General features: G+C 68.8%; 15 protein-coding genes and 1 tRNA gene. 6 read left to right on the forward strand and 10 right to left on the reverse strand.

What is annotated here, in order from left to right; genetic code table 11:
* Window positions 1–80: 80 nt before the first annotated feature.
* Window positions 81–164 (reverse strand) — tRNA-Leu (locus tag ACJH5R_RS22410).
* 83 nt (window positions 165–247) lie between these two features.
* On the opposite strand from ACJH5R_RS22410, the gene ACJH5R_RS22415 reads away from it, so the two are divergent.
* Together ACJH5R_RS22415 and ACJH5R_RS22420 are read left to right on the forward strand one after the other, a co-directional pair.
* Window positions 248–619 carry a hypothetical protein gene (locus ACJH5R_RS22415; RefSeq protein ID WP_406760137.1) on the forward strand — a complete coding sequence of 124 codons (372 nt, stop codon included), beginning with the start codon at window positions 248–250 and terminating at the stop codon, window positions 617–619.
* Window positions 616–957 (forward strand): DUF3817 domain-containing protein, encoded by a 342-nt coding sequence (locus tag ACJH5R_RS22420; RefSeq protein ID WP_406760138.1) that lies wholly within the window; start codon window positions 616–618, stop codon window positions 955–957. Before ACJH5R_RS22415 ends, ACJH5R_RS22420 begins: the two co-directional genes overlap by 4 nt.
* Before the next feature lie 111 nt (window positions 958–1068).
* On the opposite strand, the gene rdgB is transcribed toward ACJH5R_RS22420, so the two are convergent.
* The 8 genes from rdgB to clpS all read right to left on the reverse strand — a co-directional run bounded on the left by rdgB (window position 1069) and on the right by clpS (window position 6816).
* Entirely contained in the window at window positions 1069–1677 is a 609-nt protein-coding gene (rdgB, locus tag ACJH5R_RS22425) for an RdgB/HAM1 family non-canonical purine NTP pyrophosphatase (protein WP_406760079.1), read from the reverse strand.
* Between the two features lie 8 nt (window positions 1678–1685).
* Window positions 1686–2465 (reverse strand): ribonuclease PH, encoded by a 780-nt coding sequence (rph, locus tag ACJH5R_RS22430; protein WP_406760078.1) that lies wholly within the window; start codon window positions 2463–2465, stop codon window positions 1686–1688.
* Between the two features lie 22 nt (window positions 2466–2487).
* Window positions 2488–3264 (reverse strand): cyclic nucleotide-degrading phosphodiesterase, encoded by a 777-nt coding sequence (locus ACJH5R_RS22435; protein ID WP_406760077.1) that lies wholly within the window; start codon window positions 3262–3264, stop codon window positions 2488–2490.
* Between the two features lie 80 nt (window positions 3265–3344).
* The gene (murI, locus tag ACJH5R_RS22440; RefSeq protein WP_406760076.1) at window positions 3345–4151 is read right to left on the reverse strand and encodes a glutamate racemase; all 807 of its coding nucleotides are present in this window, start codon (window positions 4149–4151) and stop codon (window positions 3345–3347) included.
* Window positions 4148–4807: a rhomboid family intramembrane serine protease gene (locus ACJH5R_RS22445; RefSeq protein WP_406760075.1), complete on the reverse strand. Its 660-nt coding sequence runs from the start codon at window positions 4805–4807 to the stop codon at window positions 4148–4150. Before ACJH5R_RS22445 ends, murI begins: the two co-directional genes overlap by 4 nt.
* Before the next feature lies 1 nt (window position 4808).
* Window positions 4809–5879: a P1 family peptidase gene (locus ACJH5R_RS22450; RefSeq protein ID WP_406760080.1), complete on the reverse strand. Its 1071-nt coding sequence runs from the start codon at window positions 5877–5879 to the stop codon at window positions 4809–4811.
* 5 nt (window positions 5880–5884) lie between these two features.
* Window positions 5885–6472, reverse strand: a complete 588-nt coding sequence (locus ACJH5R_RS22455; protein ID WP_406782990.1) for a DUF2017 domain-containing protein — start codon at window positions 6470–6472, stop codon at window positions 5885–5887.
* 29 nt (window positions 6473–6501) lie between these two features.
* The gene (clpS, locus tag ACJH5R_RS22460) at window positions 6502–6816 is read right to left on the reverse strand and encodes an ATP-dependent Clp protease adapter ClpS (RefSeq protein ID WP_406760073.1); all 315 of its coding nucleotides are present in this window, start codon (window positions 6814–6816) and stop codon (window positions 6502–6504) included.
* A 55-nt stretch (window positions 6817–6871) separates the two neighbouring features.
* Here clpS and ACJH5R_RS22465 point away from each other — a divergent pair, with 55 nt between their 5' ends.
* Window positions 6872–8182 carry a nicotinate phosphoribosyltransferase gene (locus ACJH5R_RS22465; RefSeq protein WP_406760072.1) on the forward strand — a complete coding sequence of 437 codons (1311 nt, stop codon included), beginning with the start codon at window positions 6872–6874 and terminating at the stop codon, window positions 8180–8182.
* 8 nt (window positions 8183–8190) lie between these two features.
* Here the strand turns inward: ACJH5R_RS22465 and ACJH5R_RS22470 are convergent, their stop codons facing one another.
* The gene (locus ACJH5R_RS22470; protein WP_065039541.1) at window positions 8191–8457 is read right to left on the reverse strand and encodes a YdeI/OmpD-associated family protein; all 267 of its coding nucleotides are present in this window, start codon (window positions 8455–8457) and stop codon (window positions 8191–8193) included.
* 72 nt (window positions 8458–8529) lie between these two features.
* Between ACJH5R_RS22470 and ACJH5R_RS22475 the strand changes: the two genes are divergently transcribed.
* From ACJH5R_RS22475 to ACJH5R_RS22485, 3 genes are read left to right on the forward strand one after another with little or no spacing between them, the layout of a single operon-like run.
* Complete coding sequence (locus ACJH5R_RS22475; RefSeq protein ID WP_406782978.1) at window positions 8530–8904, forward strand: nuclear transport factor 2 family protein; 375 nt, start codon at window positions 8530–8532, stop codon at window positions 8902–8904.
* A 44-nt stretch (window positions 8905–8948) separates the two neighbouring features.
* Window positions 8949–10931, forward strand: a complete 1983-nt coding sequence (locus ACJH5R_RS22480) for an ATP-dependent DNA helicase (RefSeq protein WP_406782979.1) — start codon at window positions 8949–8951, stop codon at window positions 10929–10931.
* A gap of 20 nt (window positions 10932–10951) precedes the next feature.
* Window positions 10952–12394: a neutral zinc metallopeptidase gene (locus tag ACJH5R_RS22485; RefSeq protein WP_406760069.1), complete on the forward strand. Its 1443-nt coding sequence runs from the start codon at window positions 10952–10954 to the stop codon at window positions 12392–12394.
* Window positions 12395–12397: the final 3 nt, after the last annotated feature.

Below are 12397 nucleotides of genomic sequence, written 5' to 3' on the forward strand. Positions count from 1 at the left end.
AAAACCCCGGCAAAAGCCGGGGCAATCTGTAACCGATGACGCGACTCATGTGTAACCCATGACCCGACTCATCACATTTGTGCGGGCGGAGGGACTCGAACCCTCACGCGCTTTCGCGCAATGGCACCTAAAGCCATCGTGTATGCCAATTTCACCACGCCCGCAAGGGTCCCTAGTCTAGCTTTCCGGCAACTCACCACTTCGAAGGCCTGACGGCATTCCGGATCTGGCGCGGTACCGTCATGGGGTGTCCACTACACGGCGTCGGAGACCCGCACTGGTTGTGCTGGTGATCGTCGCCGCCAGCGCCTGCCTGGGGCTGGGCTGGTGGCAGTGGAGCCGGTTCCAAGAGGTCAACGGCACGTTCCAGAATCTCGGCTACGCGCTGCAGTGGCCGCTATTCGCGTGGTTCTGCGTGTACGCCTACCGCAAATTCGTCCGCTACGAAGAAGAGCCGCCCGAACTGCACCCCGAAGACACGGTGACCGAGATACCCGCTGGACTGCTGCCGGAGCGGCCCCCGGCCGCCGCTCCCACCGATGACCCCGCCATGCGGGAGTACAACGCCTATTTGGCCGAGCTCTCCGAGAACGCCCGACAGAACAGGAACACGGCATGACCTCCTCCCCCGCCCAGGCCGCTCCCGCCGAGAAGATTCGCAGCGCGCTGCTGCCCTACCGGGTGATGGCGTGGGCAACCGGTATCTGGCTGATCGCCCTGTGTTACGAGATCGTGGTGCGCTACGTGGTCAAGGTAGACAACCCGCCGACCTGGATCGCCGTGGTGCACGGCTGGGTGTACTTCGCCTACCTGCTGACCGCTTTCAACCTCGCGATCAAGGTCCGCTGGCCGCTCGGCAAGACCATCGGGGTGTTGCTGTCCGGCACCATTCCCCTGCTCGGCATCATCGTCGAGCACTTCCAGACTCGAAACATCAAGGCCCAGTTCAATCTCTGAGGCCCCGCACCTGCGCCGAGCGTGAAGTTGGCTTCACGCTCGGCCACCCAGAGTGAAGCCAACTTCACGTTCGGCCAGAGGGTGTCGGCCTCTGAGGCCTCCGCGGCGTCGTTAGGCCAGCGAACGCAGCGCCGGCAGCAGCAACTCCAGCGCCCGGCCGCGGTGCGATGCGGCATCCTTTTCGGCCGGGCTCAACTGCGCGGCGGTGCGGTCGGTGCCCGCCGGGACGAACACCGGGTCGTAGCCGAACCCGCCGTCGCCGTGCGGTTCGGCAGCGATGCTGCCCGCCCACTCGCCGCGCACCACCACCTGGTGCTCGGCTCCGTTGCCCCATACCAGCGCGCACGCGGACACGAACGCCGCGCCGCGTCGCTCATCAGGCACGTCGCGCAGCTGCGCCAACAACAGCGCGGTGTTGGCTGCGTCGTCGCCATGACCACCCGACCAGCGCGCCGACAGCACTCCGGGCATACCGTTGAGCGCAGCGACGGTCAAACCCGAATCATCTGCGACACAAGGCAATCCGGTCGCCGCGTAGCCGTCACGCGCTTTAGCCAGAGCGTTCTCCTCGAACGTCGCGGCAGTTTCCGGCGCTTCGGGATACGGCGGCACGTCATCGAGCGAAACCAGCTGCACGCCCGACACTCCGGCGTGCTCCAGTACCCGGCTCAGTTCGGCCAGCTTCTTGCGGTTGCGGCTGGCCACCAACAGTTGCGTCACCGGCGTGGTCAGCTGCCGAACGCCTTCTTCGGCGCCGGCCCCTCCGGCAGCACGCCCGGATACGGCAGTGCCAGCGCTTCGCGCTGCACCACGAACAGCTTCTCGCAGGCGGCCAGCGCCGCGTCGAGCATCTTGTCCAGGGTCGAGCGCGGGAACGTCGCACCCTCGCCGGTGCCCTGGATCTCGACCAGTGTTCCGGTGTCGGTGGCGACAACGTTCATGTCGACCTCGGCGCGCGAGTCCTCCTCGTAGGGGAGGTCGACGCGGACCCGGCCGTCGACCACGCCGACGCTGACGGCTGAGATCGCGCACGACAGCGGGCGGGGGTCAGACAACCTACCGGCGGCCGACAGGTAGGTGACCGCATCGGCGAGCGCCACATAGGCGCCGGTGATCGCCGCGGTGCGGGTGCCGCCGTCGGCCTGCAGTACGTCGCAGTCGATCGCGATGGTGTTCTCCCCCAGCGCGGCCAGGTCGATGCAGGCGCGCAGCGAGCGACCCACCAGCCGGCTGATCTCCTGGGTGCGCCCGCCGACGCGGCCCTTGACCGATTCGCGGTCCGAGCGGGTGTGGGTGGCGGCGGGCAGCATGGCGTACTCGGCGGTCAGCCAACCGCGACCGGAGCCCTTGCGCCAGCGCGGAACACCTTCGGTGACGCTGGCCGTGCACATGACCCGGGTGTTGCCGAATTCGACCAGAACCGATCCGGCGGGATTGGCGGTGAAGCCGCGGGTGATGACGACCGGGCGAAGCTCGTCGTCGAGGCGACCGTCTTCTCGTTTGGACACGCGACAACCCTAGCGGGTCAGATCACGACTTCGTGATGTCGAACGACTCGTCGCACACCACGGCGTGCACCGGGCCGTCGAACTCCGCCTTGGCCTCCCCGATCACGTCCTCACGCGAGGTCCAGGGCGGGATGTGGGTCAGCAGCAGTTGTCCGACACCCGCGGCCGCGGCGATGCGCCCGGCCTCGGTACCCGACAGGTGCAGGTTGGGGGGACGGTTGGCCTCATGGGTCCACGACGCCTCACACAAGAACACATCGGCGCCGCGCGCCAACTCGATCACCGCATCGCAGTAGCCGGTGTCCGCGCTGTAGACCAGCAACGCGCCGGACGGATCGGTGATCCGCATCCCGTACGACTCGGTCGGATGCGACACCAGACCGGGCTGCACACGCAGCTCCCCGAAGGAGACCGGCTCACCGTCCACCCAAGAGCGGACGTCGAAGATGTCGGTGATGTCGTCGATCTCGCCGCCGTAGGGCGATGACGCCGCGCCCATCCGCGACCAGGTGTCGCTGGGCCCGTAGAGCAGGCCCTTGGCGAACGGCTTGATCGCCACCGACGGGTGGTAGCGGCGCCAGACGAACAGCCCGGGCAGATCCAGGCAGTGGTCGGCATGCAAGTGCGACAACAACACGTGGACCGACCCCGGATCGACATGGCGTTGCAGGGCGCCGAGGACCCCACCTCCGAAGTCGATTACCAGCGGCGGCGAGTCCGGCGCCTGCAACAGGTAACCCGATGCCGGCGAGTCCGGACCCACCACACTGCCGGAGCAGCCCAGCACGGTCAGTCGCACGTTCCCTACTGTGCCATGTTCGCCGCGAGCATGACGAAGACACCGTCGCTTTGCTCACTATTCGTCATCGAAATCACCGACTAGTGCAATGGGGCGTGGCGGTGGACGGGTCCGACGCCGGTGATGGCCGGTCCCAAAAACCGGGTAGCCAGGTCAGCAAACGCCTCTGGATCACCGGTGGCTTCGAAGACCCGCGTTGCCGGGGCGGCCTCATGTGGCCGTAGGAGATCACGCTCGCTCAGCACCCGCAACAGTTCCTTGGCGGTCTCTTCGGCGCTGGACACCAGCGTCACCTGCTCACCCATCGCGAGCTGGATCAATCCCGACAACAGCGGGTAATGCGTGCAGCCCAACACCAGGGTGTCGACCCCGGCACGTTGCAGCGGCTCCAGATACCCCTCGGCCAGTCCCAACACCTGCCGGCCACTGGTGATCCCGCGTTCGACGAAGTCGACAAAGCGCGGGCAGGCCACCGCGGTGATCTCGGTGTCACGGGCGGCGGCGAACGCATCCTGGTAGGCGTGACTGGCGATGGTCGCCTGGGTCCCGATCACTCCGATGCGGCCGTTGCGGGTGGTTGCTACCGCCCGGCGCACCGCCGGCAGGATCACCTCGATGACCGGTACGTCGTAGCGTTCCCGCGCATCACGCAGGCACGCCGCCGATGCGGTGTTGCAGGCGATCACCAACGCCTTGATGCCGCGCGCGACCAGGTCGTCCCCGATGGCCAGGGCGTGAGCGCGGACCTCGGGGATGCTCAGCGGGCCGTAGGGTCCGTTGCCGGTGTCGCCGACGTAGATGATGTCCTCGTCGGGCAACTGGTCGATGATCGATCGGGCTACGGTCAACCCGCCGACGCCGGAGTCGAAGATTCCGATCGGGCTCACGCAGCTGCCCCCCGCCGAAGTTTCCGGGCCTTACGTTCTGGACCCGCCAGCCAATAGGCGGCCAACACGCCGGCGAGCGCCCCGCACAGGTGGCCCTGCCAGGACACCCCGCCGCAGACGTTGAGTACCGGCACCGCTCCCCACAGAATTCCGCCGTAGAGGAACAGCACCACGAGCCCGACCAGGATCTGCCAGATCCGCCGGGTGAACCACCCGAACACCACCAGGAAGGCCAGCCAGCCGAAGATCAGGCCGGAGGCGCCGATGTGGTCCGTCGGCCCGCACGATGACCCGACGTTGCCGATCAGCCACGTCCCCAGTCCCCCGACAATCCAGATGATCGCGGTGGCCAGCACAAACCGGGACAGCCCGGTCAACGTCAACAAGAAGCCCAGCACCAGCGCGGGGCCGGTGTTGGCCAGCAGATGCGCCCAGTTCGCGTGCAACAGCGGGGCGAACAGCACTCCCCACAGGCCGTCGGTTTCCAGCGGCCGGATGCCGTTGTGGTCCAACCGGTGTCCGCCGACCTGATCCACGGCTTCGACCAGGTAGAGCAGCCCGACGAACGCGATGATGGTGGCCCCGCCGGTGCGCCAGAGGGATTTCTCCTCGGGCGGCGGTGCCGGTGCTGCCGCACCGCGGGGAGTCATGCCCATCTCACGGCCTTCCCGACCGGTCACCGGGCCGGTCGGCGAATGCGCCGGGCACGGTGCCCCGGTAGGTCGGGATTCCGGCCACCGGATCGGCACACAGCAACCCCGACAGCACCGCCCGGGCTAGAGTGTCCGCCGCCGCGGCGCCGACCGCCGCAACCAAGCCCGTCTCCGGGGACATCGCAGCCGGTGTTCCCGGCAGCGGCGCAACCTCGACGGTCCCGGTCGACAAGGCGAACACCGTGTCGCCATCCACCGGAGTGTGCGAGGGCCGGATGGTGCGGGCCAGCCCGTCCTGCGCGGCGATCGCCACCCGGCGGCAGCCGGCCGGGCTGAGCGCGGCGTCGGTGGCCACCACGGCGATGGTGGTGTTGAGCGCCAGGGTTTTAGGCTCCAGCCCGGCGAGGATCGCCAACTGTTCGGACGGCGGCGCCGTCAGACCGAATTCTTCGATGAGCAGCGTCGACCAAGGCAGACCGGTGGTGGGGTCGATGAGTTCGCCGGTGGGGTTCACCACCACGATCGCCCCCACGGTGACCACGTCGTCCCCGAGTTCGAGCGTCATCGACGCGGTGCCCACGCCACCCTTGAAGACCCCGGCGCGGGCCCCCGCTCCGGCGCCGACGCTGCCCGACGCAGGATGTTCGCCGTCGGGTCCGGCGGCCGCGTCCGCGGCGGCGTAACCGAATTCGGCGGTGGGCCGTCGATCCCAGCCGCCGACCGGCAGGTCGAAGATGACCGCGGCCGGCACGATCGGCACCACGCCGCCGTCCAGCGCCACGCCGCGGCCCTGCTCCTCCAACCAGGTCATCACGCCGTCGGCGGTGGCCAGTCCGTAAGCACTGCCGCCGGAGAGCACCACCGCGTCCACCCAGCGCACGCTGTTGGCCGGGTCCAGCAGGTCGGTCTCGCGGGTGCCCGGTGCCCCACCGCGACCGTCGACGGCACCGACCGTCCCGGGTGGTGCCAGAACGACGGTGACGCCGGTGGCCCAGCCCGAGCCCAGCGTCGCGTCCGGATCGATCCGCTGGTGGTGGCCCACCCGGATGCCGGCGACGTCGGTGATCGAACCCATCCCTGTCATCGCCTGGGCCTTCCCATCAGGGCGACCACCAGGAATTCCTGCAGCACGGTGAGCCACTGATACACGTTGAGCTGACCAGCCATTGGATCACCCGCCGCCAGCTGATCGGGGCCATCGGGGCCGATCTTGAGCACGGCGCCCAGCGCGAGGCGGATGTCGTTGACCGCGGCGATCCAGGCGTTGGCCTGCTCTTCGGTCAACTCGAAACGGCCGCCCTGTTCGGGAACGGTGGCCAGTACTTGTTGTGCCGCGCCACGTTTGGCGTCGATGATCCCCGGTTCGTGCAGACTACGAAGCGCTGCGTTCAGGCCGCCTGCATCGACCTCCGAGCCGTCCTCGCTGCCTTCGGGGCGATAGAAATCCGGCAGCAGCCGGCGTGTCGTGGCGTCTTCGGGCGTACGGGTGTTGCCGGTTCGTATCCCGGTGATCTGTTCAAGTTCGTCTGGTGGGGAAGAGGACTCCCGCGCGTCGAGCATCCCGACGATCGAGCCGACCAGGTTCCGGAGCAGCGCGGCCTCGTGAAGGGCCAGCGCAGACCGGAAGCGGGGCCCGTCGTCGGTCTCTACCCGCTTCCATTTCTGCACGGTGAAGTCCGGTTCCCTTCGGTTGAGTCTTAGCGGTCCTGCTGCAGGGTCGCCCACAACCCGGCGGCATGCAGCTTGGACACGTCGACCTCCATCGACTCACGGCTTCCCGCCGACACCACGGCCTTGCCCTCGTGGTGCACCTGCAGCATCAGCTTGGTCGCGTGCTGCTCGCTGTAGCCGAACAGCTTCTGGAAGATGTAGGTCACATAGGTCATCAGGTTGACCGGGTCGTCCCAGACGATGGTCACCCAGGGGGACGCCGTCTCCTCGACCGGGTCGGCGTGCCGCTGTCCGGTGCCCTGCGGTTTCACCGGGGCGGACGTCGGTGCTGACGTGGCCATACTGGTCAGGATACCGAGCCGAGGTGGGGTGCAGTCCAGCCGATACGGTTGATGGGTGAACTCTCCGGCCCGGTGCGGCGGGCTGCTCACCGACAAGTACGAGCTGACCATGCTCGCCGCGGCGCTGCGCGACGGCACGGCCGGTCGGCGGGCCGGCTTTGAGATGTTCACCCGCCGCCTGCCCGAGGCGCGCCGCTACGGGGTGGTCGCCGGCACTGACCGCTTTCTGCAGGCCCTGGCCGAGTTCACCTTCGACGACGCCGCGCTGGATCTGCTCTCGGGGTTCCTGGATCGCGCGACTGTGAATTTCCTGGCGGATTTCCGCTTCCGCGGCGACATCGACGGCTATCCCGAAGGCGAGCTGTATTTCGCCGGGTCTCCGGTGCTCAGCGTGCAGGGCAGCTTCGCTGAGTGCGTCGTGCTGGAGACACTGTTGCTGTCGATCTTCAACCACGACACCGCGATCGCCTCGGCGGCCGCTCGCATGGTCAACGCGGCCGGCGGCCGACCACTGATCGAAATGGGCTCACGCCGCACTCACGAGCAAGCCGCCGTGGCCGCGGCCCGGGCCGCCTACCTGGCGGGGTTTGCCGGAACCTCCAACCTGGAGGCGCACCGCCGCTTCGGTGTGCCGGTGTTGGGCACCAGCGCACATGCCTTCACCCTGCTGCATACCGGCGCCGACGGCGAGTTGGCGGCGTTCCGCGCCCAGGTCGCCGCCCAAGGCGTCGACACCACGCTGCTGGTGGACACCTATGACGTCACCACCGGGGTGGCCAACGCCGTCGCGGCGGCCGGACCGGGACTCGGCGCGGTCCGCATCGACTCCGGGGAGTTGGCGGTGTTGGCCCATCAGGTCCGTGACCAGCTGGACCGGCTGGGTGCCACCGGCACCAAGGTCGTGGTCTCCGGTGACCTCGACGAATACGGCATCGCGGCGCTGCGGGCCGCGCCGGTGGACAGCTACGGCGTCGGCACCGCCTTGGTGACCGGCTCAGGAGTGCCCGCGGCCGGGTTCGTCTACAAACTGGTCGAGGTGGACGGCAAGCCCGTGCACAAGCGCAGCACCGGCAAAGAGTCGCAGGGCGGTCTCAAACAGGCGCTGCGGATCGCCCGCGAAAGCGGCATCGTCACCGACGAGGTCGTCTACCCGGCCGGTCACCCACCGGCAGCGGACGCGCGGGCCCGGACATTGACCGTTCCGCTGGTGCGTGGCGGTGACGTGCTGACCGAGACCGGGGCGACGGCGCTGGCCGCGGCGCGCGAGCGCGTGGTGGCCGGGCTGCACAGCCTGCCGTGGGAGGGGCTCAAACTCGCGCACGGCGAACCGGCGATCCCGACGCGGCTGGTGCCCGGTGGTGACTGAGCGCCGTGCTACTTGCCGTTGCGTTCCCGGTGCTTGCACCCGGGCCAGCAGCACGGGCGGCGCATGCCTTCTTCGAGCTCCTCACGCGTGCGGCGAATCCGGCGCTCACGGGTCGCCTGCTGCTTGGCGTCCTCGACCCAGCAGATGAACTCGTTGCGCGCCAAGGGCGTAATGTCCAGCCACGCAGCCAATGCCGCGGCACTGACGGTCAGCCCGTCACGCAGGTCATCGGGAAGTTCATGCACTGCGCCGCCTGGCAATCGCTGGCTGCTCATCGCCTCAGGGTAGCGGCCCACGGCGGGAAAATGGGTGGGGCGCCGACGCCGGTGTCGCTACCGTGCACGGGTATGGATATCGATGCCGCGACGTTCAGCCAGGACTGGGCGCGGGACTGGAATAACCACGACGTGGACGCGGTGCTGGCGCACTTTCACGACGACGTGGTGTTCACCTCCCCGGTAGCTGCGCAGATGTATCCCGAGACGGCCGGGGTAATCCGCGGCAAGGCCGCGTTGCGGCACTATTGGTCCGGCGCTCTGCAGCGCATGCCGGATCTGCATTTCGTCGTCGAAGACGTATACCGCGGTATCGACACCATCGTCATCAACTACCGCAACCAGAACGGCGGACTCGTCAACGAGGTCCTGCGTTTCGCCCACGACGGCTTGGTCATCGAAGGGCACGGAACCTATCTGGTGGCCCGGTCCGCCGCCACGGCCTGACGGATGAGCGTGCAGATCGCAAAGCGGGCTACCGTGTGCACACCATGGCTGACCCGTCCGTATCCGAGCTGCTCGCCGCCGCGGTAGCCGCACTGGGCGGCGGCGAACGCGAGGGCCAGGTCCGCATGGCCGAGGCGGTGGCGCGCTGCTTCGACACCGGCGAGCATCTGGCGGTGCAGGCCGGCACCGGTACTGGCAAGTCGCTGGCCTACCTGGTTCCGGCGATCGCGCGGGCGCTGGCCGACGAAGACCCGGTCGTGGTGTCGACCGCGACCATCGCCCTGCAGCGCCAGCTCGTCGACCGTGACCTGCCGCGTCTGGCCGGTGCCCTGGAAAAGGTGTTGCCCCGGCGTCCTACCTTCGCACTGCTCAAAGGCCGACGGAATTATCTGTGCCTGAACAAGGTCCACAGCGGCATAGCCGAAGAGTCGGACAACGAGCCGCAGGCCGAGCTGTTCGATCCCTTCGCGGCAAGTGCCCTGGGCCGCGACGTGCAGCGACTCACCGCGTGGGCTGAAGACACCGACACCGGCGACCGTGACGAACTCAAACCCGGTGTACCGGAACGGTCCTGGTCCCAAGTCAGCGTCTCGGCGCGGGAATGCGTGGGCGCCGTGCGCTGCGAATACGGCACGGACTGCTTCGCCGAGCGGGCCCGCGCCGTCGCCGCCGAGGCCGACGTCGTCGTCACCAACCATGCGCTGTTGGCCATCGACGCCATCTCCGACACCACCGTGCTGCCCGAGCACCACCTGCTGGTGATCGACGAGGCACACGAGCTCGCCGACCGGGTGACCTCGGTGGCCACCGCCGAGTTGAGCGCGACCATGCTCAGCGTCGCGGTGCGCCGCGTCGGCCGGCTGGTCTCCCCCGAGCTGGTTCAGCGTCTCGACGCCGCATCGCTGACGTTCGGCTCGGCGATTCACGACGGCACCCCCGGCCGAATGGATCACCTCGACGACGAGCTGGCCACCTATCTGGCCGCCCTGCGCGATGCCGCCGGCGCGGCCCGCGCGGCCATCGACACCGCACCCGCCGATCCCAAGGCCGCGGCCGCGCGCAAGGAATCCGTCGCCGCGTTGACCGAGATCGCCGATACCGCGGCCCGGATCCTGACCTCGTTCGAGCCGGCCATCCCCGACCGCTACGACGTGGTCTGGCTCAGCCACGAAGACAACCGGGGCTCGGTGCGGGCGGTGTTGCGGGTGGCACCGCTGTCGGTGGCGGGCCTGCTGCGCGAGCGACTGTTCGCCCGCGCGACGACGGTGCTGACCTCGGCGACGCTAACGGTTGGCGGCTCCTTCGACGCGATGGCCGGCGACTGGGGTCTGCGGCGCGGCGAGGATCCCCAGGCCGCGCGCTGGCGAGGACTTGATGTCGGCTCGCCGTTTGCGCACGCCAAGGCGGGCATCCTCTACGTCGCCGCGCACCTGCCGCCACCCGGACGCGACGGCACCGGCACCGCCGAACAACTCGACGAGATCACCGCGCTGATCACCGCGGCCGGTGGCCGAACCCTGGGCCTGTTCTCGTCGATGCGGGCGGCACGTGCCGCTGCCGAAGCGATGCGCGAGCGCCTCGACACCCCGGTGCTGTGCCAGGGCGAGGACACCACCGGCGCGCTGGTCGAGCAGTTCGCCGATGACGCCGAGACTTCGTTGTTCGGCACGCTGTCGCTGTGGCAGGGCGTTGACGTACCGGGACCGTCGCTGTCGCTGGTCCTCATCGACCGCATCCCGTTCCCGCGGCCCGATGATCCGCTGCTGACCGCTCGGCAGCGCGCCATCACCGCGCGCGGCGGCAACGGCTTCATGGCGGTGGCCGCCAACCACGCGGCGCTGCTGCTGGCCCAGGGCGCCGGCCGGCTGCTGCGCGGGAACGACGACCGGGGCGTGGTGGCGGTACTCGACTCCCGGATGGCCACCGCCCGTTACGCCGGTTACCTGCGGGCCTCACTGCCGCCGTTCTGGGGCACCACCGACACCGCCAAGGTGCAGCTGGCGCTACAGCGGCTGCGCGGCGCCTGAGCGCACTATCGTGGTACCCCATGCGCCTTGCCAACCACCGTGTGCTCGTCACTGCCTGCACGCTGGTGTTGTTGCTGAGCGGGTGCGCCCGCATGCTCGACGGACAACCCGTGTCGGTCTTCGCGGACCCGTTCCGGGTGGGCGGCCTGCAGGCCGTCGACGGGCCCACCGGGCTGCGCCCTGACGCGCCGCCGCCGACCCGGGAGGTCAACGGGACCGACGGCGGGCGGATCGATCAGCTGGCCGCCCAGTCGGTCAGCGACCTCGAGGCGTTTTGGACCACGACCTATCCCAACACCTTCGACGGTGAGTTCAAGCCGGCGAAATCCCTGCTGTCCTGGGATCCGGCGCAACTACGCGGAAAGTTCTGTGACAGTAGGACTTTCCTGCTGGTCAATGCCGCCTACTGCTATCTGGACAACACCATCGGCTGGGATCGCCGGCTGCTGCTGCCCGCGCTGCGCAGCGCCTATGGCGACATGGCCATCACCATGGTGCTCGCCCACGAGTACGGCCACGCGATCGCCCGGACCGCCGGCATCACCAAGCGGCGCCAGACCCCGACACTGGTGGCCGAGCAACAGGCCGACTGCCTAGCCGGTGTCTACCTGCGCTGGGTGGCCCAGGGCGATTCCCCCCGGTTCACGCTGAGCACCGGCGACGGGCTCAACAGCGTGTTGGCCGCGATGTTGGCGCTGCGCGATCCGTTGCTCGGCCCCGACGAGACGATCGGCAACAACGAGCATGGGTCGGCCTTCGAACGGATCTCAGCGTTCCAGTTCGGGTTCACCGACGGCGCCGGGTCATGCCAGGCCATCGATGCCAAGGAGATCGAGCGGCGGCGCGGCGAATTGCCCGTTCAGCTGCAACAGGACGAGACCGGCGAGGTGCCGGTCAGTGAGGAATCGGTGCAGCTGGTTCTCGACGCGATGAACATTGCGTTCACCCCGGCCCAGCCACCGAAACTCACCTTCGACACCGCGGCGGCATCGTCGTGCTCGGACGCCCGCCCCAGCCCGCCGGCCTCGTATTGCCCGGCGACCAACACCATCGCGGTCGACCTGCCGGCCCTGCAGACTATGGGCACCCCCAGCAAGGACCAGAAGTTGGCGACGCTGACCGGCGACAACACTGCCTATTCGGCGCTGATCTCGCGGTACCTGCAGCGCGTTCAGATCGAGCACGGCGGCCTGGTGCTCGACAATGCCGCGGCCGCACTGCGCACCGCGTGCCTCACGGGGGTGGCCACCACCCGGTTGTCCCAGGGCGTCACCACCTCCAACGGCGGCAGGATCGCCTTGACGGCGGGCGATCTGGACGAAGCGGTCGCCGGGCTGCTGACCAACGGCCTGGCCGCCGGCGACATCAACGGCGAATCGGTGCCGGCCGGGTTCTCTCGCATCGATGCCTACCGCACCGGGGTGCTCGGCGATTTCGATCGCTGCCTGGCCCGCTTCCCGTGACGC

The sequence above is a fragment of the Mycobacterium sp. SMC-19 genome (assembly GCF_045310815.1).
In the GTDB taxonomy this organism is placed as follows: domain Bacteria; phylum Actinomycetota; class Actinomycetes; order Mycobacteriales; family Mycobacteriaceae; genus Mycobacterium.